This window comes from Janthinobacterium sp. FT14W (assembly GCF_009208755.1).
Lineage (GTDB): Bacteria > Pseudomonadota > Gammaproteobacteria > Burkholderiales > Burkholderiaceae_D > Janthinobacterium > Janthinobacterium violaceinigrum.
Genome location: NZ_WFLL01000022.1, coordinates 13,788 through 38,671 on the forward strand (window position 1 = coordinate 13,788; position 24,884 = coordinate 38,671).

Genomic DNA, 24,884 nt, shown 5'->3' on the forward strand with positions numbered 1-24,884 from the left:
ACCATCACAGCCGGATGCCGGATGGGCGGTTTTTTATGAACCCATGGTAGGAGAAAGCAACATAGCCATCCAATCAATTCTTTTTCGCTTGCGATACCGATTTGCGTATCGGTGGATGACCGCAGCAACTCCCTCCCCGTCAGCGCAGCAGGCGCAGCCCGTACAGGCCACCGGCCACGGAATCCTTGCCGGCAACAAATTTCACCACCAGCTTGCCGCCGGCCGCCTTGACCAGTTCGGGGGGCAAGGCCACGTCCACCGCATGCAGTTCCTGCGGCGCATCGGCCGCCACGGCAATGGTCTGCACCGTCGTGCCGTTGACCTGCACGTCGAACACGCGGCCCGCATCGAGGGTGGACAGGGTCAGGCGCAGGGTTTTCGCTGCGCCTTGCGGGTCGCTCAGTACATAGCTGAACCAGCCCGTCGCGTGGCGCCAGTGACTGCCCTTGTTGATGCCGTTTTCTCCCCCCTCGGCCTGGAAGAAATGGTCGGATTCGGGCTGCTGTTGCCCTGGCGCCACTTGGTCGATGGTGCGCGCGTCGAGCGCCAAACGCTGCGCCTCCGCCTGCCGGGTGGTTTCCTGCAGCTGCGCCAGGCTGGCGGGCGTGGACACGGGCCAGTACAGCATGTAGCGCGCATCGTGCAGACGGAAGAAGGGAATCAGCCGCAAAGTCGCCGCATCCTTGCCCTGGATCAAGCCGGGCGCCGTGAACGTCAGCGGCTGGCCCTTCACGGGCTGGATCTTGTGCATGAAGTCTTTGGTGTCGCTGACGAACAGGGGCGACGATTCCAGCGGGCACACTTGCCCCTGGGCGATATGCCCCATGCGCGTATCGTCGGCAAAATAATTCAGTCTTTCATAGGCGAACGGCTGCGTCTTTGCGGCCAGCACGATGGGACCGTGCAGCACGGCATAGTAGTTCGACTGGTCCGGCATCTGCTCCAGGCGCGTGGTCATGGGCAAGGCGACGTCGACGGTGTCGCCCGCTTTCCACGTGCGCGCGATGCTCACGTACTCGCCCGGCGCACCCTTCACGCGCAGGGCCTTGCCGTTGAGCTTGACGCGCAGCTTGCCCTTGGCCACCCACTGCGGGTAGCGGATCTTCAGGCTGAACGCTGTATTGCCGGTGAATTGACCAAGCGTGATGCGCGTCGTGTCCCGGTCGGGGAACTGCGTGCTCTGGATAATCTTGACGCCCTGCTCTTTCCAGTCCAGGGTGGATGCCATGAACAGGTTCACGTACAGGGCGTCGCCCGCATGCGCGTAGATGAACTCGCCATACTTGGCCTGGCTTTCGATGCCGGAACCCACGCAGCACCACATGCCCTTGTCCACTTGCGAATACACGCGGTAATGGTTCGGGCGCATGGGCGTAAAGTAGACAAAGCCGCCCGTGCCGGGGCGCTGCGACGACAGGATGTGGTTGTACAGCGCGCGCTCGTAGTAATCCGCATAGCGCACCTGTTCGTCGCGCCGGAACAGCTGCTCCGTCAGCTTGAGCATATTGTAGGTATTGCACGTTTCCGGCCCTTCCACCTCTTCCACCATGGACGAAAAATCGTGTTCGTCGTGGAAATGTTCCTTGACGCTGTTGCCGCCGATGGCCACCGTGCGCTTGTCGCGCACGGTTTGCCAAAAGAATTGCGCCGCCTGCTGCCAGTCGCGCCGGCCCGTCAGTGCGCCGATGCGCTCGAAGCCGATCACTTTCGGGATTTGCGTATTCGCATGCAAGCCCGTCAGCTTGTCCTGCTGCGCCACCAGTGGTTGCAATATGGCCTGGTGCGAAAAGCGCACGGCCAGGTCCATATATTTCTGCTCGCCCGTCATCGCGTAGACGTCGGCCAGCACCTCGTTCATGCCGCCGTGCTCGGCGCGCAGCATGGCCTGCATCTGCGCGTCGGACAAGGATGCCGAGAGTTTCACGGCCCAGTCCGACAAGGCGATCAGCATGGCCTTCGCTTGCAGATTGCCCGCGTACTGGTAGGCGTCGCGCAAGCCCGCAAATACCTTGTGCAGGTTGTACCACGGCACCCAGCGCCCGTTGACGGAGAAGGTATCGGCCTGCAACTCGCCTTTGGCAATCGCTTGCCAGGCGGCATTGCCGTCGGGAATGCCGCCCAGATAACCGTTGCCATTGGCGTCCTGGCATTGCTTCAGTTCCGCCAGCACGTAATCGAGGCGTTCGCGCGCCTGCGCGTCGCCCGTGGACGCCACCATCAGCGCCAGCGCGGACAGATAGTGCCCGCCCAGGTGGCCGTCGAGGCCCGTCGACTCCCAGTTGCCATAGCTGGGCTGGACCTGCGGCAAGCCCGCCTCGCGGCGGAACGGCGCCAGCAGCCTGTCGGGCTCGAAGGCCAGCAGATAGTGCAAGTCCGTCGTTTGCGCGTCGAGGAACGGTCCCGCCCCCAGGCGCACGGATGACAGGGGAAACAGCTCCGCCGCCTGCAAGCCGGGCGTGAGCAGTCCGCCGGCGGCCAGCGCCAGCGTCAACAAGGTTGTTTTCATGGCGGGGCCTTTACGGTTGCGCGGCCGGCAATTGGCGGCTTTGATAACGGTTCAAGTCGCGCGCATCGACCTGCGGCCAGCCCTGCTGGTCCCACGTCATGGGCAGGATCTTGAGTTTCTGCAAGTAATTGTCCGCCGTTTCATACGCGTGCAGCACCAGGTAATCGTTGCCGTCAAACGTGTAGGCGCTGTTGTGGCCCAGGCCCTGCCACTCCTTGTCGCCTTGCAGCAGCAGCGTGCCGCCGCCCTGCGCCATGTCGCGGCCATCCCTGTCCAGGTAGGGCCCCGTCACGCTTTTCGAGCGGCCCACGGCCAGGTGGTAGGTGCTTTTTTCCTTCTGGCAGCACAGGCCCCAGGAAACGAAGAGGAAATAGTCGTCGCCGCGCCGGAAGATGAACGGCGCTTCGATCTCTTCCGGCGCAGGCTTGAATTCGCCCGCGCGCGGCGGCAGCGGCGCGCGGCGCGCCAAGGAGTGCCACTCTTGCGGTTCCGCAATGCGGGTCCAGTCGGGCGTCAATTTCACCAGCTTGATGCCGTTCCAGAACGAGCCGAAGGCCATCCACGGCGTGCCGTGCTTGTCCGTGATGATGTTCGAATCGATGGCGTTCCACTCGTCGCGCTCGGGTACCGATTGCAGCAGCATGCCCTGGTCCACCCAGCGGTAGTCGGGCGAGCGGGGATCGAGCGTCTTGTTGACGGTCACGCCGATGCCGGACGTATTCTTGCCGAAGCCGGACACGGAGTAGTACAGGTAATACTTACCATCATGAAACTGCACGTCGGGCGCCCAGATATGGTCGTCAAACGATGGCGCGGCCGTCTTGGCCCAGGTCGGCTGGCCCGCAAACACGCGTCCTTCCGGCTGCCAGTCCACCATGTTCTTCGAGCTGTAGAACGTGATGCCGGGGCCCGTGCTGTACAGATAATACGTGTCGCCCTCTTTGGCCATCACGGGGTCGTGCACGCTGACCTGGGCCGCGTGCGCAGCCCCCATGATCGCCAGGGTGCCCAGGATGGCGGCCGCGCCGCGCGTCAACATGTGCATCGAATTCTCCAAAATGGTCAGCCGGCCCATCATGCGGGCCGGCTTGATGAATGACAAGGGTGAAAGGCTAGTCGACGACCACCACGACGACGGCCTTGGCGGGCACCGACACGGTCAGCTTGCCGCCTTGCGCCTTGGCACTGAACGCCACGGGCTGCACGGCTTGCGGTTGCGCAAAGCTGTTGACGGCGTCCATCTTGCTGGCGGTCAGCACGCGGCCCGTCACGGCCGTCACTTTTTGACCCGCCAGCGCCACGCTCACGTCGACGGCCTTGTGCGGATTCGTGTTGACCAGGGATAGATACACCTTGCCATCCTTGGCGCGTGCGGCCGAGGCGCTCACTTCAGGAATGCTGACCTTGCCCAGGCTGTACTTGCCATTGCCGCTGATGGCGACCGGCAAGCTCGTGGCGTCCTGGAACGGCACATACATTTCAAACGCGTGATACGTAGGCGTGAGAAAATATTTATCCTTGTCCGTGATGATCATTGCCTGCAGCACATTGACCATTTGCGCGATATTCGTCATGCGCACCCTGTCCGCGTGGGCGTGGAAAATATTGAAGTTCAGAGCGGCCACCAGCGCATCGCGCAAGCTGTTTTGCTGGAACAAAAAGCCCGTGTTGGTGCCCGGCTCCACGTCGTACCAGGTGCCCCATTCATCGACGTACAGGCCCGTCTTTTTCGAGGGGTCGTTCTTGTCGATGGCGGCGAGATTGTTCTTGATCAAGCTATCGATGCGCAGCGTACGGCTCAGGGTGGAAATCCACTCATTTTCGCCAAAGCCCGTGGCCGCGCCCTTCTTTTCCCACACGCCCGTCGGTACCGTGTAGTAGTGGAAACTGATGGCGTCCATCATGTTCGGCTTGATTTCGCGGCTCAGGGTGCTGGACCAGCTGGTGTCGTCGTCATTGCCGCCGCTGGCGATGAATTTCGGGCGCGCGCTTTCCGGCGTCTTCATGAAGGTGTGATAGTGCTTGTACAGGTCGGCGTAGTACTGCGGACGCATATTGCCGCCGCAACCCCAGGCTTCGTTGCCGATGCCAAAGTAATCAACTTTATACGGCTGGGCGCGGCCATTCTTGCGGCGCAGCTCGGCCAGGGTGGACTTGCTGTCCGACGTCATGTATTCGAGCCATTCGGACATTTCCTGCGGCGTGCCGGAACCGAGGTTGCCGTTGATATAGGTCTGCGCGCCCAGGAGTTCCGCCAGGTCGAAGAATTCATGGGTGCCGACGGCATTCGACTCTTCCACGCCGCCCCAGTTGGTGTTGACCTTGGTGGGGCGCTGGTCTCGCGCGCCGATGCCGTCCTTCCAGTGGTATTCATCGGCAAAGCAGCCGCCCGGCCAGCGCACCAGGGGCACGTGCAATTGTTTCAGCGCGCCCAGCACGTCATTGCGCCAGCCCCTGGTGTTCGGAATGGAAGACTCCGGGCCCACCCACATGCCTTCGTAGATGCCGGTCCCCAGATGCTCGGCAAACTGGCCGTAGATGTTTTTATTGATCACGGAACCGGGCCTGGCCACGTCGATGGTGACATTGACAGGCGCAGCCAGGACGCTGCCGGCGGCCAGGCCGAGGGCCACGATGCTGGTATGGATGAATTTCATGCTGTCTCCTGTGTTTAAGTGAAAAGCAAGGGCCGGATCAAGCCGGCAATGGATGTGGCGATGCCTCTCCTGCCGCAGGGTTGGGGCGGCAAGAGCGGTATTTCGAAAGAGGAAAGATTTGGCAGGCTGCAACTCTGCGGCCGACAAAACGCCCAGGGCTAGGCGCAGGGTCGCAGACAGTACGCTAGTACGGCAAGACCCTGCAACAACGCCCTGGACGTTTTGTCAGACCCAGCCGGCGTCGACGATGAATTCTTGGGAGGAGCACATCGCGCCGTCATCGGCGGCAAGGAACAGCACCATGGCGGCGATGTCCTGCGGCATCAGTTTATTCGGCAGGCACTGGCTTTTCTTGATTTCCACTTCCGCCGCCTCGTCGACCCACAGGTCGATCTGGCGCTGCGTCATGACCCAGCCGGGCGTCACCGTGTTGACGCGGATATTGTGGGCGCCATAGTCGCGCGCCAGGCCCCGCGTGAGGCCCACGACGGCCGCCTTGGTGGTGGCATACACGGGGTAGCCGCCCGACTTCATGTGCCACGAGATCGAGCTGACATTGATGATGGAGCCGCCACCCTTGCGCTTCATGCCTTCGAACACGGCCTGGCACGTGAAGAACATGGGACGTTGATTGATCGCAATGCGCTCGTTCCAGTATTCAAGCGTGACGTCCTGCGCCTGGTGGCGCTGGTCGTTGGCCGCATTGTTGACGAGGATATCGAAGTCGCCCAGCTTCGCGGCCAGTTCGGCCATGACGGCTTGCAGGGATGGGATATCCGTGATGTCGCAATGGCGGAACAGGGGTGCCGTCCAGCCCGCTTCAGCCAGGCGGCGGCACAGGGCCTCGCTCGCTTCCACGGCGATATCGACAAACGCCACCAGCGCGCCCTGGGCGGCAAATTCCGCCACCAGGGATTCGCCGATGCCGCTGCCGCCACCCGTGATGAACACGCGCTTGCCCTGCAAGCTGCCATATTTCGCCAATTGCTTCATCTTGTCTCCACCTGTTTATTTTTTATGTACAACGTGCAACGCAAGCTGGCGCGGCAAGGCCATCGGCCCCGCCGCGCCGCAGGTTTTTAGTCTTTGCCCAGCACGCCATCGTGACGGCGCCAGATGCCCAGCGGATTATCGTCACGCAGCGACTCCGGCAGCAAGTCCTGCAGCAGGTTCTGGTAAGACACCGGGCGCAGGAAGCGGTTGATGGCGGCCGTGCCCACCGAGGTGCTGCGGCCGTCCGACGTGGCCGGGAACGGGCCGCCGTGCACCATGGCCGTCGACACTTCCACACCGGTCGGGAAACCGTTGGCCAGGATGCGGCCCACGCGGCGTTCCAGCACGGGCAGCAAGCGGCGCGCGTCTGCCAGGTCGCCCGCATCCATCTGCAGGGTGGCCGTCAGCTGGCCTTCCAGGCTTTCGGTGATCGCCAGCAGTTGCTCGATGTCGCGGCATGCCACCAGCAGCGAAGCGGGACCGAAGACTTCGTCGCGCAGATCGTGCTTGGCCAAAAACGCCTCGCCCGATGTGACGAACAGGGCGGCGGCGCCCTTGCCTTCCTCGCCCGCATTCTGCACCAGCGGCGTCACGTCTGCGTGCTGCGCCAGGGCGGCCACGCCCTTGGCATAGCTGCTGGCTATGCCGGCCGTCAACATGGTGGCGGCCGGCGCGGGCGCCAGCGCTTCGGCGGCAGCGGCGGCAAAGGCCGTGAAGTCGGTACCTTCCAAGCCCAGCACGAGGCCGGGATTCGTGCAGAACTGGCCCACACCCATCGTCAGCGAGGCGGCAAAGCCGCTGGCGATCGCGGCGCCACGGGCGGCCAGGGCTTGCGGCAGCACAAACACGGGGTTGATGCTGCTCATCTCCGCGTAGACAGGGATCGGTTGCGGACGTTCGGCCGCCACCTTCATCAGGGCGATGCCGCCCGAACGCGAACCCGTAAAACCCACGGCCTGGATGGCCGGGTGGGCCACCAGGGCCTGGCCGATGCCGTTGCCCGTGCCCGTCAGCAAGGCGAACACGCCGGCCGGCAGCTTGCAGATGGCAATCGCTTTCACGATGGCGCGCGCCACCAGTTCCGACGTGCCAGGGTGGGCCGAGTGGGCTTTCAGCACGACGGGGCAGCCGGCCGCCAGGGCCGAGGCCGTATCGCCGCCGGCCACGGAGAAGGCCAGCGGGAAGTTACTGGCCGCAAACACGGCGACGGGACCCAGGCCGATCATGCGCAGGCGCAAGTCTGGACGGGGCGGCACGCGCTCAGGCAGCGGGCTGTCGATGCGCGCATCGGTCCACGAGCCTTCGCGCAGCAAGCCGGAAAACAGTTTCAACTGGCCCACCGTGCGGCCGCGTTCGCCTTCCAGGCGCGCGCGCGGCAAGCCGCTTTCCGTCATGGCGCGCACGATCAAGTCGTCGCCCAGCTCGAGGATTTGCGCGGCGATCATGTCTAAAAAGTCGGCGCGCTCCGCATCCGTGGTGGCGCGGAACGGGTCGAACGCGGCTTGCGCCAGGCGGCAGGCTTCGTCGATTTGCGCTGCGTCCACCATGTGGAAGGCGGGCGCGATGTGCGCGCGCGCGGCCGGGTCCCACGCTTCGAAGGAGCCGCCATTACCCTTGACGGCCACGCCGCCGATCCATGCATCACCGGTGATATTCAAACTCATAATGTGCTCACTTTCGCAAATTCGGTTGGGAAGACGTCGAGGCGGTTGCGCAAGGCAGGGCCAAAGGCCGGCGCTTCGATTTCAAAGGTTTCGCCCGGTGCCACGCTGACGCCATCGGCAAAGCTCAGGGTGGCCGTGCCGAAGAAGTGCACGTGCACGTCGCCAGGGCGCTTGAACAGCGGATACTTGAAGTGATGGTGCTCGAGGTTGGCAATCGTGTGCGACATATTTTCTTCGCCGCTGACAAAGGCTTTTTCCCAGCGCACATTGCCCGCCGCGTCCAGCACGCGCGAGGCGCCCGCTATGTGCGCAGGCAATTCGCCCACCAGCAGGGCCGGGCCCACGCTGCACATGCGCAGCTTCGAATGGGCCAGGTACAGATAGTTCTGGCGCTCCGTCACGTGGTCCGAGAATTCATTGCCGATGGCGTAGCCGACCCGGCAGGGCTGGCCGTCGTCGCCGATCACGTACAGGCCGGCGATTTCCGGCTCTTCGCCGCCATCGAGAGCAAAGTCCGGCATGCGCAGCGGCTGGCCGCTGGCGCGCACGATGGAGCCGTCGCCCTTGTAGAACCATTCGGGCTGGGCGCCGGCCGTGCCAGCGGCTGGCTTGCCGCCTTCCACGCCCAGGCGGAACATTTTCATCGAGTCGCTCAAGGATTCGGCGTCGCCGCCGATCTTCTTGTGCATGGCGTCGCGCGCGCCGGCGCTGCCCAGGTGGGTCAGGCCCGTGCCCGTCACGTAGCAGTGCGCCTCGTCCGCGTGGTCGAGCGGCGCCAGCAAACGGCCGCCGGCGGCCACGTCCGCATAGGAATGCGTGGCAGTGCCGACGCTGGCGTTGACCAGTTCCGCCAGGTTGACCTTCTTGCGGATGGCGTCTTGCGCCAGCGCATACGTCGTGTTGTAGCCTTCGATGACGCGGATCTGGTCGTCTTGCAGCAGGCCGACGAGGCGGCCGCCGTGTTCATTCGTAAATTGCAGCAACAGCATGGAATTCTCCGCTTAGTGTGAGTGGCGCGGCACGGCGGAACCGCGATTGCCGACCAGGAAGTCGAAATCGCAGCCTTCATCGGCCTGCAACACGTGTTCGATGTACAGCTGCTGGTAGCCGCTCTTCGGACCGGGCGCGCTGCCCAGTTCGCGGGCCGCCAGGCGCTCGGCAATTTCCCCGTCGCTGATGTCGATATTCAGACTGCCGTTGTGGCAATCGAGGGCGATCATGTCGCCGTCGCGCACGATGCCCAGGGGGCCGCCCGCCATGGCTTCCGGCGCCACGTGCAAGACGACGGTGCCGTAGGCCGTACCGCTCATGCGCGCGTCCGAGATGCGCACCATGTCGGTGATGCCTTGCGCCAGCAGCTTGGGCGGCAAGCCCATATTGCCCACTTCGGCCATGCCCGGATAGCCTTTCGGGCCGCAGTTTTTCATGACCAGCACGGAATCGGCATCGACGTCGAGATCCGGGTCAAGAATGCGCGATTTATAGTGTTCGAAATCCTCGAAGACGACGGCCTTGCCCCGGTGCTGCATCAAATGCGGCGAAGCGGCCGACGGTTTCAATACGGCGCCGCGTGGCGCCAGGTTGCCGCGCAGCACACAGATGCCGCCATCGGCCAGCAGCGGGTTGTCCAGGGTGCGCACCACTTCATCGTTGTAGATCGGTGCTTCGACGCAGTTGTTCCAGATCGACTTGCCGTTGACGGTCAGCGCATTCTTGTGCGGCAGCAAATCGCCCTCGCCCAGGCGGCGTATCACGGCCGGCAAGCCGCCCGCGTAGTAAAACTCTTCCATCAGGAAACGTCCCGACGGCAGCAGGTCGACGATGGTCGGCGTGCCGCGGCCTACCTTGGTCCAGTCTTCCAGTTCCAGCGGCACGCCGATGCGCCCGGCAATCGCCTTCAGGTGGATCACGGCATTGGTGGAGCCACCGATGGCGGCGTTGACCTTGATGGCGTTTTCAAACGCTTCGCGCGTCAGCACTTTCGACAGGCGCAGGTCTTCGTGCACCATTTCCACGATGCGGATGCCCGACATGTGGGCCAGCACGTAGCGGCGCGAATCGACGGCGGGAATGGCGGCGTTGTGCGGCAGCGAGGTACCCAGCGCTTCGGCCATGCTGGCCATGGTCGAGGCCGTGCCCATGGTGTTGCAGGTACCGGCCGAGCGCGACATGCCCGATTCGGCCGACATGAACTGGTGCAAGGTGATCGAGCCCGCCTTCATCTGCTCGTGCAGCTGCCACACGGCCGTGCCGGAACCGATGTCCTTGCCATTGAGCTTGCCGTTCAGCATGGGGCCGCCGCTGACGACGATGGTCGGGATGTCGACGCTGGCCGCACCCATCAGCAGCGCCGGCGTCGTCTTGTCGCAGCCGACCAGCAGCACGACGGCATCCATCGGGTTGCCGCGGATCGATTCTTCCACGTCCATCGAGGCCAGGTTGCGCGTCAGCATGGCGGTGGGGCGCAGATTCGACTCACCGTTCGAGAAGACGGGGAATTCCACGGGGAAACCGCCCGCTTCCAGGATGCCGCGCTTGACGTGTTCGGCCAGCTGGCGGAAATGGGCGTTGCACGGAGTCAGTTCGGACCAGGTATTGCAGATGCCGATGATGGGCTTGCCGTGAAACTCGTGGTCAGGTATGCCCTGGTTTTTCATCCAGCTGCGGTACATGAAGCCGTTCTTGTCCTGCGAGCCGAACCACTCGGCGGAGCGCAGGGCTACCTTCTTTTTTGTCTCAGACATGCCATTCTCCTGGTTGTGCCATGCCGGATCTAATGTCGTCGGCCCGGGCAGCGATGTTGGAATACTAAAGAATCCTGCCATGCCTTTCCAATCAATTTTTAATTCGTTCCGATATCGAAAACGATATCAGCATGTCCCAATGAAAACGCCCTGCGGGCGCATGGCGGCAGGGCGTGGGCTGTTTTGGACGCGAGGCTTACTCGGCGGAAAAGCGGTACACGGTTTCCGTCTGATACACCTGCCCCGGGCGCAAGATGGTGTTGGGGAAATGTGCCTGGTTCGGCGCATCGGGGAAATGCTGGGTTTCCAGGCATAGCGCGCTGCGGTAGCTGTTGGCGCGCAGCTTGCCGTACTGGCTGCCGTCGAGAAAATTTCCCGAATAGAACTGGACACCGGGCTCCTGCGTGTACACCTGCATCACCCGCCCCGACACGGGATCGCGCACGGTGGCGGCCAGGTTCAGCAACTGGCCCGGCTTTTGATTGAGCACGAAGTTATGGTCGTAGCCGCGGCCGATGCGGATCTGTTCATGCGGCAAGGCGATGCTGTCGCCGACGACGGTGCTCTGGCGCAAGTCGAACGGCGTGCCGCCCACCTGCGCCAGCTCGCCCGTGGGAATCGATCCCGCATCGACGGGCAGATAGCGGTCCGCGTTGATCGTCACTTCGTGGCCGAGGATATCGCCCTGCCCCGCCAGGTTGAAATAGCTGTGGTTGGTCAAGTTGACGGGCGTGGCCTGGTCCGTCACGGCGTGGTAGCGCAGGCTCAGCGCATTGTCGTTGTCCAGCTCGTACACCACGGTCACGTCCAGCTGGCCCGGGTAGCCATCTTCGCCGTCCGGGCTGCTGCGCGTCAACGCGATGCCCACGGCGTCCTCCTTGGTAAACGGCTCGGCCCGCCACATGACCTGGTGAAAACCTTGCTTTCCACCATGCAAGTGGTTCGGCGCATTGTTGACGGCCAGCTGGTAATCCTTGCCGTCGAGACTGAAACGTCCCTCGGCGATGCGGTTGCCGAAACGCCCGATGACGGCGCCCAGGTAGGCGCTGTTGGCCAGGTAGGGTTCGATGCGCTCGAAACCGAGCACCACGTCGGCAAAGGTGCCGTCGCGGTCCGGCACGTGGATTTCGCTGATGATGGCGCCAAAGTCGAGCACCTTGACTTGCATGCCCTGGCGGTTGCTCAACGTAAACACGCTGACGTGGGAGCCATCGGGCAGGATGCCGAACGGGGCTTGCGTGACTGAAACAGAATCAACTGGGGTCATGGCGTCGGGTCCGGAATGTTACAGGGTCGATGAGCGGCCAAACACGGGCATGCCTTGCGCATCCCAGCGCAGCGGCTTCACAAACGTGTGGCGGTCCGGGTTCCACAAAGGATCTCCCACGATTTCCGTGTACGTGCGGGCATGGTACACCAGCAACACGCCGTCGCCATCGGCGGCCGTGGTAAAGCTGTTGTGGCCGGGGCCATAGATGCCGTGCTCGTAGCAGGTGGCAAACACGGGCTCGGGCGACTTGTTCCACGAGAACGGGTCGAGCAGGTCGGCCGACGCATCGGCCCACAGCAGGCCCATCGCATAGTTTTCATCGGTGGCGCTGGCGGAATAGCTGATGAAGATCTTGCCGTTGCGTTTCAGCACGGACGGCCCCTCGTTGACCCAGAAGCCGCGAATTTCCCAGTCGAATTCCGGTTTGCTCAGCATCACGGGCGGGCCGGCCAGCTGCCACGGCGTGGCCATCGGCGCAATGTACAGGTTCGAATTGCCTTCGATGGCCACATCCTTCTGTGCCCACAGGTAGTACAGCACGCCCTCATGCTCGAACGTGGTGGCGTCCAGGCAGAAGGTGTCGATGCCCGTGTCGATCGGCCCCATGAATTCCCACTCGCCTTCCAGGGGGTTGGCGTTGGTATTGCGGATTGCATACATGCGGTGCTGGAACAGTTTATGTTTGATCTCGCGGCTCGGCGCGGCGGCGAAATACACATACCAGGCGCCCTGGTTGAAGTGCAATTCCGGCGCCCACACCAGCTCGCTGTACGGCCCCGTTTCCGGCTTGTGCCACACGTCGACGGGGGGCGCGTCGGCCAGCCCGGCAATGCTGTCCGCGCGGCGCAGCTCGATGCGGTCGTACTGGGGCACGGAGGCCGTAAAGTAATAATAACCGTCGCTGTGGCGGTAGATATGCGGATCGGCACGTTGTTCGATCAGCGGTTTCAGTACTTCAACCATAAGCACTCCAAATCATTTCATTAGATAAAATTAGTTTGCCTTACAACACCTGAGAAAACCGTAGCGAGCGGAAGGGAGAGGTGGCTAAGAAGCGCAACCGTACTCTCGTACGGGGGCGCCGAGCCGGTGAGCATCGCAGGCCGCCTATACCGACGCGCAGTAGGTTAGCTCAGGTGTCCTCATGCGGCGACGTAGCCACGCTTGTGCATCTCTACCTTGACACCCGTGTAATAGCTGTCGCTGATGCGGTACTTGAACATCAGCAAGCCCATCAGCAAGTGGAAAAAGCCGGGAATGATCGACAGCATCAGGGCGATGCCGTTCAGGGCGAATTGCGTTTGCTCATGGTTGGGCTGGTAATCGAAATATGCGAGCAGCACGCCCACCAGGCCGCCTGCCACCGCCATGCCCGCCTTCTGGCAGACGGAAATGCCGCCAAAGGCGAAGCCGGAGACGCGCTTGCCCGTTTTGACTTGTCCATAGTCGATGGTTTCCGCGATGGCCGACCAGAACACGGGCGCGTGCAAGTCCACCACGAAGGACAGCAGGAAATACAGGGCGAAGGCCAGCACGGTGTCGCTCGGTTTTACGAAGAAATAGATCGCCAGGCTGATCAGCGCGACGCCGATCTGCGTGTAGCGGAACAGTTTTACCTTGCAATAGAATTTGGTGATCCAGGTCGAGGCGATCATGGCCAGGATGGCCGCCACCACGCCCGTGGTCAAAAAGGCGGCTACCGTTTCCGTGCTGCCGCCCAGGTAGTATTTCGCGTAATAAATAGCGACGGAACCGCGCACCACGTAGCCGATGGTGCCCGTGACGCACACGCCGCACAGCACCAGCCACTGGTCGTTCTGCAGCAGCACCTTCAATTGCGCCAGCAACGATTGCTTTTCCACCACGTGCACGACGCGCTCGGTGGTGGAGAAATAGCAGAACAGGAACAGGGCCACGCCCATGACGGCCATCACGGCCATGGCCGCCTGGTAGCCGACGGCCGGGTTGCCGCCGCCCCAGCGCTGCGACAAAATCGGCACGACGATGGTCACCATGAAGGCGCCGATCTTGGCGAAGAACAGGCGGTAGCCGTTGGCCGACAGGCGGTCCTGCGGGTCGCTCGTCAAGCCGCTGATCAGGGAAATATACGGGATGCCCACGCCGGCCGTCATGATGGTCATCAGGATATACGTGGAATATGCCCAGACCAGCTTGGCGTCATACTGCCACTCGGGCGTGCTGAAGACAAAGAAGACGCTGACGCCATACGGCACGGCCAGCCACAGCAGGTACGGCCGGTAGCGGCCCGAGGCAAAGCTGTAGCGGTCCGTGATCTGGCCCATGACCAGGTCGGCGATGGCGCCGATGACTTTCACGGCCACGAACAGCAGGGCCAGGTCGCTGGTTTTCAAGCCATAGATATCGGTATAGAAAAAGGTGATGATCAACATCATCGACGAAATGACGACATTGAGCGCCATGTCGCCGGCGCCGAAGCCGACCTTTTCAACGGTGGATAATTTTTGCGTCTCCATGCTTTCCGTCCATTCTTTTTATGATGAATCGTGCGTGACTGCCCAACTGGCAGGGGCGTTGCCGGCCGAAACCATGGCAACGCCCTTGGATACTGCTTTTTTCACTCATGTAAAACGTTCAGGGCAAGGCGCGTTGCCGAAGACAGTACGAGGAGTACGGCGAGGCAATGCAACGCAGCCATGGACGTTTTACATTTTCCAGCGTAAAGAAAGGCCTACCGTGCGGTCATAGCGTCGCGTATCGCGCGCATACACGCCCGGCGCGTTCCAGTAATCCTTGAACTTGGTATCGAGCAAGTTATTCCCATCGAGAGTCAGCGTGAACTGCTCGTTGATCTTGTACGACAGCGAACCGTCGAGCTGGGCCGTTGGCGCCACCTTCAAGTCCAGGCCGGGACCGCCCTGGTTGTAGCTGTCGATGAATTTCGAGCGCCAGTTATAGGCCAGGCGGCCCGACCACGCATCTTTTTCGTACAGCAGCACCAGGTTGTAGGCATAGCGCGACACGCCCGTGATGGCATGGCTGCCCGTCTCGTCGTCGGTGGTGCCGCTCATGTAGGTGCCGTTCGCTTGCAGGCCCAGGCCGCTCAAGATGCCGGGCAAGCCGTCATAGAACTGCTGATAGCCGATTTCCAGGCCTTGCAGCTTGCCGGCCGCCGTGTTGTACGGACGATCCACGTCATACGTCTTGCCGGCAATGGTTTCGCTGGAAATGCGTTGCTGGATATAGCCGTCGAACTTGTGGTGGAACACGGTGGCCGTCACGGAACCGGCCGGCGCGAAATACCATTCCAGTGCGGCGTCGACGTTGTCGCCCACGACCGGTTTCAAATCCGGATTGCCACCCGCGCCCGTCGCCTTCACCGTTTCCGTCGAATTGACGAGGGCCACGCCGGGATTGAGCTGGGCGAAGCCCGGGCGGCTGATGGTGCGGCCCGCCGCGAAGCGGCCGACCAGGTCGGCGCGCAGCTTGATTTTCAGGGCCACGCTCGGCAGCACATCGGTGCTGGACGTGTCGCTGATGACGGGCGTATAGACGCCATCCTGCGAACTGTTGCCTTGCAGGCTTTGTTCCGTGCGCACCACGCGCACGCCCACGGTGCCGTCGACGGGATAGTCAGCCAGCTTGAAGGCGACCTTCGCCTTGGTGTAGATGGAATACGTCTTTTCCGTATCCTTGAAGAACGAGCCGGGGTCCATGGCGCGCGCCGCGCTGCTGCCCGTGACGGCTTGGCGCACGGCGCCCGTGTTATTGAGCAGGAAGCTGGCGCATGGCGTGTACCACTGCTTCAGGCCATAGTCGGGGCCGCCGCTGGACATCGGTTCCGACAGGCAATTGAGGCCGGGAATCGACGTCACGCTCTGGCGGCTGAACGGAAACGCGGCGCCGGACACGTCCGGTGCTTCCGCATTGCCCTCGAAACTCTTGATCGATTCGGCTTCGCGCTTGACGCCGCGCACGCCGACGCTGATTTCCTTGAAGATGCCGCCCGCGCCAGGCGTGTAGGCCAGGTCGGCGCGCACATCGTTCGAGCTGCCCTGGTCCCGGCCGTAGCGGTCGAAAAAGCCCTTCAGATAGTAATTCGACGGGTCTTGCAAATCGATGCCCGTGTAATCGACGTGCAGGGTGCCGTTCTGGTTGGTATTGATGGTGGCGTTCGGCACTTGCGTGATGGCGTCGAGGATGGGGTTGCGCCAGGTATAGCTGCTCTTGGTGCTGGCCACTTCCGACGTGAAACGCCATTCCGGATTGATTTCCCACAAGCCGCCCACGGCAAATTGATGCGTCTTCGTCTCGTTCTTGTTCGCCTGCGTCGACATGATGGTGTTGACGTTGGTCGAGGTGAGGGTTTGCAGCTGGTCGGTGCCGGGAATTTTTGTGGCCGACACGGGCGTGCCCCACCATGGCAGGCCGACGAAATAATCAGACTCGGCATCGAGCAGGAAGCGCGTGGCCATGCCTTCCGCATACAGTTCGACGTCGGCATTCGGACGCCATTGCAGCACGGCATTGGCGGTGGTGCGGCGGCGGTCGCCCTTGATCGGCAGCAAGCCCACCTGGTCCGGCCCCGTCAAACCGGGCAACAGGAAACTCTTGTCCACGGGCGCCGTATTGAATGCGCGTTCTTCATGGTAGCGGTGCTGCTGCTGCGACAGGCCCAGCAGCGCGCCCACTTCGCCGATGCCCGTCTTCCAGCGGTTCGCCAGCATGCCGCTGATGTTCGGGTCCGTGGCTTTCGATTTGTCGCTGTAGACGGCGCGCGCGTTCACGCTGGCCGTGAACTCCTTGAAATCGAACGGGCGGTTGGTGCGCACGTCGATGATACCGGCCACGCCGCCTTCGACCTGATCCGCGCCCTGCGACTTGTACACGTCCACGCGCTGCAGCATGGTGGCGGGAATGTCGGCCAGGTTGACGTAGCGGCCCGTGGTGGTGAACAGCTCGCGGCCGTTGAGCAGGGTCGTGACATCGCGCAAGCCGCGTATCATGACGGCGCTCGCTTCGCCCGAATCGCGGCGGATCTGGATGCCGGAAATGCGCGCCAGGGTTTCGGCCACGTTGTTATCGGGAAATTTGCCGATGTCGTCGGCGACGATGGAATCGATGACCTGGTCCGAACGCATCTTGATCTGCTGCGAATTTTGCGCGGAGCGGCGCACGCCGCTGACGGTCACGACCGACACTTCCGCGGCAGGCTCGGCACCGGTATCGGCCGCCACCGCATCCTGCGCCCAGACCGAAGCCGTGCTCAGCAAGCCGATACCGGCCAGTGCCGCAACGGCTGCCTTCAAGGTGAATGGACGAGGAAAAGTAGCCGCAAGCGGACCGGTGGCGTGGCGCATCATGAATCTCCAGATATTGTTTTGATATTTTTTATGCTGCTTGCATGTCGTTCGCATGCTCGGCGTTTATCTTAGGGGCTGGGCGATAATCTCTCCAATCAATTTTTACACTGTTTTGATATCAATTTTGATATCGGCAACGGGAGCACGTTGGAGCGTGTAAACCGACAACGGCAAGGGCGTCGCGGGCATTTTGATCTACTTCACGCACAAAAAACAGGCAGCGCTGGCGTGCAGCATGAAATCGGGAACAGGACTAAGCTGGGAGCTTGGCACTGGCTTTCCATTCCCCCTTGCACAGGAGTCCGCATGAACGTTTTAATGGTATTGACCTCGCACGACCAGCTGGGCGACACGGGCCACAAGACCGGCTTCTGGCTGGAAGAATTCGCCGCCCCGTACTACGTGCTGAAAGACGCGGGCGCGCTCCTCACCCTCGCTTCGCCGAAAGGCGGCCAGCCGCCGCTGGACCCGAAAAGCGACGCCCCCGAATCGCAGACGGCCGCCACGGCCCGCTTCAAGGCCGACCAGGCCGCCCAGGCCGCGCTCGCTTCCACGGTCCTGCTGTCCAGCGTGAAAGCGGCCGGCTACGACGCCGTGTTCTATCCGGGCGGCCACGGCCCCCTGTGGGACCTGGCCGAAGACCGGGACTCCATCGCCCTCATCGCAGCGCTGCAGGCAGCCGGCAAGCCCGTGGCCGCCGTCTGCCACGCCCCCGGCGTCTTGCGCCATGTCAAAGGCAGCGACGGTCAGCCCTTGGTGAAAGGCAAGAAGGTGACGGGATTTACGAATACGGAAGAAGAGGCCGTCGGCTTGACGAAAGTCGTGCCCTTCCTCGTGGAAGACATGCTCAAGGAAAACGGCGGCATCTACTCGAAAGGCGCCGACTGGGCCCCGTATGTGCTGACGGACGGCATCCTGATCACGGGACAGAATCCGGCCTCGTCGGAGGCGGCGGCGCAGGCGTTGCTGGGGTTGCTGAAGTAACGCGCAACGTTATAGCGAAGCCATGACGGAGCGCAGCAACTTGCTCAACTGGGGCAAGCCTTGCGCTTCGTAATTGGCAATCAATTCGGCTGCGGATCTGGGTGGTTTGCGCAATCGTGCCCGATTTTCCTTGATGACAGCAAGCATGCGCATGGGGGCCAATTCATACTGGGCCACCAGAAAATCATCCGGGTGCACCACTTCAATATTGTGCCCGCGCATGAGCGCATCCGGGAAATCCTTGAGATTGAAGGTGACGATGGCATCGGCATGCCCCACGATAGCAGCCGCCAGGACATGCCGGTCGTTCGGATCGGGCAAGATCAAGGCATCAATCAGGTATTCGTAAGAGTCGATCACGCCGTCTTCGACCGCTTGCGCCATCAGCGCACTTGTCCGTGTCAAGGCGGCAGGATCGAGATCTGGCCGATTGAGCAGCAAGTTGCGTCGCCACTCCGCCTGTATCTGCGCTGTCCAGCGCGCACTGAAGATACCGTCCGCAGCCAAACTCAGCAGGAGATCGCGCAAGGGCGCCGGATACAAGACACAGGCATCCAGGACGGCAGTGTAGCGGAAGTATCCGGCCATCAATACCCCAGTTCAAGCTCCTGTGCCTGATCTGCCAAGGCCTGCAAGGCCTGTTCCGAGCGGCGTTTGCGCTCATCCTTGTATTGCACCACATCCTCAAAGCGCAGCCGGCGGTGCGTACCCACCTTATGATGGGGAATTTTCCCTGCTTCAAGCAAGCGCACCAGATACGGCCGCGACATATTCAAATACATCGCCGCTTCCTGGGTCGTCACGTCAAGTTCCTTGGGCATGACCGTCACAGCCTTCCCTTGCGCCAAGGTGCCCAGCACATCGGCAAACAGGCGCAATACATTCGGCGGCAAGCGCAGCAACGGCGCGTCACCGAGGTCCTGCGCCCCCTCCTCCACGATGGCAATCTGCACGGCGCGCGAATGATCAAGCGCACTGACCAGACAGCGCTGCGCCGCCTTCGCCAGTGCCAGGTCTTCCTTGTTCTCCAGGCGCTCAATCACATTCGACATGGCATCCTCCCCGCTTTCCATTGAAGCTTACGATCCAAACGCAATAAACGCAACCAAAGAAGTATAACAATTTGCGCCGGAACAAGCACGGCACGGCGCCAAAGCGAACAGGCACAGGCCAGCCCATCAACTACATAACGAGGGGGAGAATCGACGCGAGAACTGCGGGGACATCTTGGTGCGGCTGGCGGGGATCGAACCCACGACCCTTGGCTTCGGAGGCCAATACTCTATCCACTGAGCTACAGCCGCGTAGGGGGAATTTCTGAAGTGATGCGAAGGATACCGTTTTTCTTTACCTACGTCTACGGAAACTGTCGTATCGCTGGCAATTGCATGTCACTGCTCAATTTTTGTGCCTATAATTGTGGGTTTCATAAAGGTTTACATCCAGGCATGTAAAAATGCTACCTTACACGGCCATCAGTTTCAAATCTGGACTAAGGACATCATGAGCGACGCACATAACGAACAACAATCAGCGATCAAAACGCCTAAACAATTGCTTGCCGCCGTAGCTGGCTTCTTCCTCATCACCGTTATCGGCATCATCTTGCTGGTGCAGTTCGTCACGGCGCAAAAACTGACGGGCGCCGGTACGGACAGCCAGTCGCCGGAAGCCATTGCCGAGCGCCTGAGCCCCGTGGCCAATGCCGGCTTTACCTTCAAGGATGCCAGCGGTCCGAAGGTGCTGCAAAGCGGCGAAGCCGTCTATACGGCCACCTGCGTGGCCTGCCATGGCGCCGGCGTGGCTGGCGCACCCAAATTTGGCGATGCGGGCAGCTGGTCGGCCCGCCTGGCCCAGGGCTACGATACGGTCCTGAAACACGCGATCGAAGGCTTGCGGGCGATGCCGGCCAAGGGCGGCAATCCCGACCTCGACGATGTGGAAGTGGCGCGCGCCGTGGTCTACATCGCCAACGCTTCGGGCGGCAAGTTCAAGGAACCGGAAGTGCCGGCGCCGGCCGCAGCCGCTGACGGCGCCGCCGCTCCAGCCGCAGAGCCTGCCAAGTAAGCGGCTACGCTGCACAAGGAACCGCCCTCTGGGCGGTTTTTTTTCGCCCGCAGTTTGTGCCGGATCATACGACGTAAAAAAGCCGCCCCGCTTGCGCGGGGCGGCTGGCAACTTCTGCCGGGAACTAAGTAACCCCCAATAAATTATTGTGATTTCTGACTTCTATAACCGGCGCTCTGCGGCGTTGCTCGCTGCTAGCAGTGCTCGCACTGCGTCGCAGTGAGCGCCTTGCATAGCATCCGGTTCTATTCGTCATAAATTCACGCTAATTTCCCGAGGATTACTTAGCGTCTTACCACATGATGACGCGGTCTTTCGGTGGCAGATACATCTTGTCGCCCGGTTTCACGTCAAACGCCTGGTAGAAGCCTGGCTGGTTGCGCATGGTGCCGTTGGCGCGGAACTGGCCTGGCGAATGCGGGTCCGTTTTCAGCAAGACCAGTTGCTGGGCTTCGCGCATCTTCATGCGCCATACCTGGGCAAAGCCCGCGTAGAAGCGCTGCTCGCCCGTGAAACCGTCGATGACAGGCGCTTTCTTGCCGTTCAGCGACAATTTGTACGCTTTGTAGGCAATCGCCACGCCGGAATTGTCGGCGATGTTTTCGCCCAGGGTCAGTTCGCCATTGACGAAGTGGCCAGGAACGGGGCTGAAGCTGTTGTACTGCGCCACCAGCTGCTTGGTTTTCTTGGCGAAGTTTTTATGGTCGGCCTTGGTCCACCAGTCGCGCAGGTTGCCGTCGCCGTCGTACTGGGCGCCCTGGTCGTCGAAGCCGTGGCTGATTTCATGGCCGATCACGCCGCCGATGGCGCCATAGTTGACGGCGTCGTCCGCGTTGGCGTCGAAGAACGGCGCTTGCAGGATGGCAGCCGGGAAGACGATTTCGTTCAGTTCAGGGTTGTAATAGGCGTTCACGGTCTGCGGCGTCATGCCCCACTCGTCGCGGTCGATAGGCTGGCCCAGCTTGTTCAATTCGCGGTTGTAATTGAGCAGGTGCGAACGCTGGATGTTGCCGATCAAATCGTCCTGCGCCACCGCCAGGCCCGAGTAATCGCGCCATTTGTTCGGATAGCCGATCTTGGTGGTGAACTTGGCCAGCTTGATTTGCGCCTGTTTCTTGGTGACAGGACTCATCCAGTCCAGCTTGTCGATGCTTTGCTTGTAGGCCGTCATCAGGTTTTTCACCAGCGCTTCCATGCGCACCTTGCGCTCGGCCGGGAAATATTGCTCGACATACAGCTGGCCCACGGCTTCGCCCAGTGCGCCTTCGACGGCACCCACGCCGCGTTTCCAGCGTGGACGCATTTCCGTCACGCCCGTCAGGGTGGTGCCATAAAACGCGAAGTTTTCATCGACATACGCTTTCGGCAGGTAGCCGGCGTTGGCGTGCAGCAAGTGCCATTGGAAATACGCTTTCCACGTTTCCAGCGGCGTCTTGTTGGCGATCTCGGCAAAGCCTTTCAGGTAGCTGGGCTGGCTGACGATCACATAATTGACCTTGCCGGCAATGCCCGTATCCTTCAGGTAGCGGGCCCAGTCATAGCCTGGCGCCACGGCGGCCAGTTTGGCCAGTTCCACCTTGTTGTAGGTCTTGACGGGGTCGCGGTTCTGCACATTGCTCCATTGCGCCTTGGCCAGCTCCGTTTCCAGCGCGAGGATGGCTTTGGCATTCGCGGCAGCGTTCGCGTCGCCGGCCAAACTGAGCATTTTTTCCACGTGGGCCAGGTATTTGGCGCGCGTGTCGGCCTTGCCGGCTTCCAGGTAGTAATCGCGGTCAGGCAAGCCCAGGCCGCTTTGCACGATGTCGGCCACGTATTTGGTGGAGTCCTTGGCGTCCTGGTGGATGCCGAAGTCGTAAGGCGAGGTCACGCCCAGCTTGCTGAAATGGGCGATCACGGCCGGCAACTCGGCCTTGTCCTGCAACGCGGCGATCTTCGCCAGCTCCGCGTTCAACGGCGTCAGGCCCAGGCTTTCCAGCTTGGCTTCATCCATGAAGCTGTTATAAAAATCACCGATCTTCTGGGCATTCGAACCGGCCGCGCGGGCCTTGTCGGCGGCCGCGCCTTCGACGATGCCGCGCAGCTGCGTTTGCGTATCGTCGGCCAGCTTGGCAAAGCTGCCCCAGCTCGACTTGTCGGCAGGAATGACGGTTTCCGCCAGCCATTTGCCATTCAGGTGCTGGAACAGGTCATCCTGCGCGCGCACGGCAGGGTCGACGTATTCGATGGCGATGCCGGACGTCAGCGCGGCGGCCGTGGCGGTGGCGGGAGCGGCTTTCTTGGCAGTATCGGCGGCGCCAGCCATGCCGGACACGCCAGCCAGCAGACTCAGGGTCAATGCACTTAACAAATAACGATTCACGGTTGTCCTCAATATTGTATTGTGTGGAAACATAAGGGTCAGAAGGCCCAGGGCTTCTGGCCCGGTTTTTGACTGTAGCATACCGGCCGAAACGACAGAAAGAACTTTGGCAGGAATGCAAAAAAGACCACGCAAGGTGGCCTTTTTTGTTGCTACAGGATTACGTTTTCATCAAGACAGGGCTTACCAGATGATGACGCGGTTTTCCGGCGCAACATACATCTTGTCGCCCGGTTTCACGCCAAACGCTTCGTAGAAGCCCGGCTGGTTGACCATGGTGCCATTGGCGCGGTACTGGCCCGGCGAATGGGGATCGGTCTTGATCTGCACGATCTGCTGCGCTTCGCGCATCTTGCTGCGCCATACCTGGCCAAAGCCCATGTAGAAGCGCTGGTCGCCCGTCAGGCCATCGAGCACGGGTGCCGGCTTGCCGCCCAGCGAGATCTTGTACGCTTTATACGCAATCGCCACGCCCGAATTGTCGGCAATGTTTTCGCCCAGGGTCAGCGCGCCGTTGACGTGGTAGCCAGGCAAGGGGCTGTAGCCGTCATATTGCTTGGTCAGCGCGTCGGCCTTGGCGGCAAAATTCTTGCGGTCGGCCGGCGTCCACCAGTCGCGCAGGTTGCCGTCGCCATCGGACTGGCTGCCCTTGTCGTCGAAGCCGTGGCTGATTTCATGGCCGATGACGGCGCCGATGGCGCCATAGTTGACGGCGTCGTCCGCGTTGGCATCGAAGAACGGCGGCTGCAGGATGGAGGCCGGGAAGACGATTTCATTCATCGTCGAGCTGTAATAGGCGTTCACCGTTTGCGGCGTCATGCCCCACTCTTCGCGGTCGATCGGCTTGCCCAGCTTGGCCACCTGGCGGGCGGAGCCGAAGTTGGCGGCACGCATCATGTTGCCCACCAGGTCGCCCTGCACGATTTGCAGCTTCGAATAATCGCGCCATTTGTTCGGATACGCGATCTTCGGCGTGAACTTGGCCAGCTTGGCTTGCGCTTCCTTCTTGGTTTCCGGGCTCATCCAGTCCAGGGTGTCGATGCTGTCCTTGTAGGCGGCCAGCACGTTTTTCACCAGTTCCTGCATGTGCGCCTTGCGCTCTGCCGGGAAATACTGCGCCACGTACAGCTTGCCGACGGCTTCACCCAGCACGCCCTCGACGGCACCCACGCCACGCTTCCAGCGCGGCTGGTTTTCCGTCACGCCGCTCAGTACCGTGCCGTAGAAGGCAAAGCTTTCGTCGACGAAGTTTTTCGACAGGTAGCTGGCATAGCTGCGCAGCAACTGCCATTCGAAGTACGCTTTCAGGGTGTCCAGGTCCGTGGCGGCCAGCACCTTGTTGTAGCCGGCCAGGTAGCTGGGCTGGTTGACGATGACGTAATCGACCTTGTTGGCGATACCCTGGGCGGCCAGGCCTGCCTTCAGGTCGTAGCCGGGGGTCAGGTCATTCAGTTGATTGATGTCGGTCTTGTTGTAGCGCTTGACAGGGTCGCGGTTCTCGACCTTGGTCCATTGCACTTCAGCCAGGGCCGTTTCCAGCGCCACGACAGCCTTGGCGCGGGCGGCGGCGTTCTTGTCGTCGGCCATGGCCAGCATTTTTTCCACGTGCGCCTGGTATTTTTCTTTCACGCCGGCCTGCTTGGCTTCCAGGTAGTAGTCGCGGTCGGGCATGCCCAGGCCGCTTTGGCTCACGTACGCCGCATATTTCGTCGAGGCACGGGCATCCTGGCCCACGTAGACGGCGTACGGCGTGGCCACGCCCGTCTGGCTCAGGTGGGCGATCAGGGCGGGCACGCCCTTCTTGTCGCGCAGCGAGCGGATGCGGTTCAGTTCGCCGGCCAGCGGCTTCGTGCCCAGCGCATCGAGCTTGGCTTCATCCATGTAGCTGGCGTACAGGTCGCCGATCTTCTGCGCTTCGGAACCGGCCTTCCTGTTTTTATCCTGTTGCGTGGCTTCGATGATGCCGCGCAACTGTGGCGTGGTGTCATCGCGCAGCTTGGCGAACGAACCCCAGCTCGACTTGTCGGCAGGAATCTCGGCCGTGGCCAGCCACTTGCCGTTCAAATGGGTGAAGAAATCGTCCTGCACGCGCACGGCGGGGTCGATGTACTGCACGTCGATGCCGGAAACGACGCCGGCGGCGGCAGGCGCGGCGCTTGGCGCCACGGTGGGGGCTGCCACGGCGGATGCGGCGGATGCCGGTTCGGCGGCATGGGCAAACGCAGCCAACAGGGTCAGGGTCAGACTGCTCAAGAGATAGCGATTCACGGATTGTCCTTATGGGGCATGTCAAAAAGA

General features: G+C 61.8%; 17 protein-coding genes and 1 tRNA gene. 2 read left to right on the plus strand and 16 right to left on the minus strand.

Annotated elements, in window-relative coordinates; genetic code table 11:
- Positions 1-139: 139 nt before the first annotated feature.
- The 11 genes from GCN74_RS15820 to GCN74_RS15870 all read right to left on the minus strand — a co-directional run bounded on the left by GCN74_RS15820 (position 140) and on the right by GCN74_RS15870 (position 17,176).
- Positions 140-2,506 carry a glycoside hydrolase family 127 protein gene (locus GCN74_RS15820; RefSeq protein ID WP_152257571.1) on the minus strand — a complete coding sequence of 789 codons (2,367 nt, stop codon included), beginning with the start codon at positions 2,504-2,506 and terminating at the stop codon, positions 140-142.
- A 10-nt stretch (positions 2,507-2,516) separates the two neighbouring features.
- Complete coding sequence (locus GCN74_RS15825; protein WP_226939071.1) at positions 2,517-3,551, minus strand: arabinan endo-1,5-alpha-L-arabinosidase; 1,035 nt, start codon at positions 3,549-3,551, stop codon at positions 2,517-2,519.
- Positions 3,552-3,618: 67 nt separating this feature from the next.
- Positions 3,619-5,163 (minus strand): alpha-N-arabinofuranosidase, encoded by a 1,545-nt coding sequence (locus GCN74_RS15830; protein ID WP_152257572.1) that lies wholly within the window; start codon positions 5,161-5,163, stop codon positions 3,619-3,621.
- A gap of 225 nt (positions 5,164-5,388) precedes the next feature.
- On the minus strand, positions 5,389-6,156 hold the full coding sequence (locus GCN74_RS15835; RefSeq protein ID WP_152257573.1) for an SDR family NAD(P)-dependent oxidoreductase: 768 nt from the start codon (positions 6,154-6,156) through the stop codon (positions 5,389-5,391).
- A gap of 86 nt (positions 6,157-6,242) precedes the next feature.
- On the minus strand, positions 6,243-7,820 hold the full coding sequence (locus GCN74_RS15840) for an aldehyde dehydrogenase (NADP(+)) (protein WP_226939072.1): 1,578 nt from the start codon (positions 7,818-7,820) through the stop codon (positions 6,243-6,245).
- Positions 7,817-8,809, minus strand: a complete 993-nt coding sequence (gene araD1, locus GCN74_RS15845; protein WP_152257574.1) for an AraD1 family protein — start codon at positions 8,807-8,809, stop codon at positions 7,817-7,819. The genes GCN74_RS15840 and araD1 overlap by 4 nt, the downstream gene beginning before the upstream one ends.
- A 12-nt stretch (positions 8,810-8,821) precedes the next feature.
- The gene (locus tag GCN74_RS15850; RefSeq protein WP_152257575.1) at positions 8,822-10,564 is read right to left on the minus strand and encodes an IlvD/Edd family dehydratase; all 1,743 of its coding nucleotides are present in this window, start codon (positions 10,562-10,564) and stop codon (positions 8,822-8,824) included.
- Between the two features lie 196 nt (positions 10,565-10,760).
- Positions 10,761-11,831 carry an aldose epimerase family protein gene (locus GCN74_RS15855; protein WP_152257576.1) on the minus strand — a complete coding sequence of 357 codons (1,071 nt, stop codon included), beginning with the start codon at positions 11,829-11,831 and terminating at the stop codon, positions 10,761-10,763.
- Positions 11,832-11,849: 18 nt separating this feature from the next.
- Positions 11,850-12,797, minus strand: a complete 948-nt coding sequence (locus GCN74_RS15860; protein ID WP_152257577.1) for a glycoside hydrolase family 43 protein — start codon at positions 12,795-12,797, stop codon at positions 11,850-11,852.
- 179 nt (positions 12,798-12,976) lie between these two features.
- Entirely contained in the window at positions 12,977-14,329 is a 1,353-nt protein-coding gene (locus tag GCN74_RS15865) for an MFS transporter (RefSeq protein WP_152257578.1), read from the minus strand.
- Between the two features lie 189 nt (positions 14,330-14,518).
- Positions 14,519-17,176 (minus strand): TonB-dependent receptor, encoded by a 2,658-nt coding sequence (locus GCN74_RS15870; protein WP_152257579.1) that lies wholly within the window; start codon positions 17,174-17,176, stop codon positions 14,519-14,521.
- Positions 17,177-17,482: 306 nt separating this feature from the next.
- Between GCN74_RS15870 and GCN74_RS15875 the strand changes: the two genes are divergently transcribed.
- Positions 17,483-18,160, plus strand: coding sequence for a type 1 glutamine amidotransferase domain-containing protein (locus tag GCN74_RS15875; protein WP_152257580.1), 678 nt, complete (start codon positions 17,483-17,485; stop codon positions 18,158-18,160).
- A 9-nt stretch (positions 18,161-18,169) separates the two neighbouring features.
- Here the strand turns inward: GCN74_RS15875 and GCN74_RS15880 are convergent, their stop codons facing one another.
- The 3 genes from GCN74_RS15880 to GCN74_RS15890 all read right to left on the minus strand — a co-directional run bounded on the left by GCN74_RS15880 (position 18,170) and on the right by GCN74_RS15890 (position 19,464).
- On the minus strand, positions 18,170-18,748 hold the full coding sequence (locus GCN74_RS15880) for a putative toxin-antitoxin system toxin component, PIN family (protein WP_152257581.1): 579 nt from the start codon (positions 18,746-18,748) through the stop codon (positions 18,170-18,172).
- Positions 18,748-19,212 (minus strand): helix-turn-helix domain-containing protein, encoded by a 465-nt coding sequence (locus GCN74_RS15885; protein WP_193317109.1) that lies wholly within the window; start codon positions 19,210-19,212, stop codon positions 18,748-18,750. Before GCN74_RS15885 ends, GCN74_RS15880 begins: the two co-directional genes overlap by 1 nt.
- A 176-nt stretch (positions 19,213-19,388) precedes the next feature.
- Positions 19,389-19,464 (minus strand) — tRNA-Arg (locus GCN74_RS15890).
- 199 nt (positions 19,465-19,663) lie between these two features.
- Between GCN74_RS15890 and GCN74_RS15895 the strand changes: the two genes are divergently transcribed.
- Positions 19,664-20,227 carry a c-type cytochrome gene (locus GCN74_RS15895; RefSeq protein WP_099665866.1) on the plus strand — a complete coding sequence of 188 codons (564 nt, stop codon included), beginning with the start codon at positions 19,664-19,666 and terminating at the stop codon, positions 20,225-20,227.
- 292 nt (positions 20,228-20,519) lie between these two features.
- On the opposite strand, the gene GCN74_RS15900 is transcribed toward GCN74_RS15895, so the two are convergent.
- Together GCN74_RS15900 and GCN74_RS15905 are read right to left on the minus strand one after the other, a co-directional pair.
- Complete coding sequence (locus GCN74_RS15900; RefSeq protein WP_152257583.1) at positions 20,520-22,586, minus strand: M13 family metallopeptidase; 2,067 nt, start codon at positions 22,584-22,586, stop codon at positions 20,520-20,522.
- A 183-nt stretch (positions 22,587-22,769) separates the two neighbouring features.
- Positions 22,770-24,854 carry a M13 family metallopeptidase gene (locus GCN74_RS15905; RefSeq protein WP_193317110.1) on the minus strand — a complete coding sequence of 695 codons (2,085 nt, stop codon included), beginning with the start codon at positions 24,852-24,854 and terminating at the stop codon, positions 22,770-22,772.
- Between the last annotated feature and the right edge of the window lie 30 nt (positions 24,855-24,884).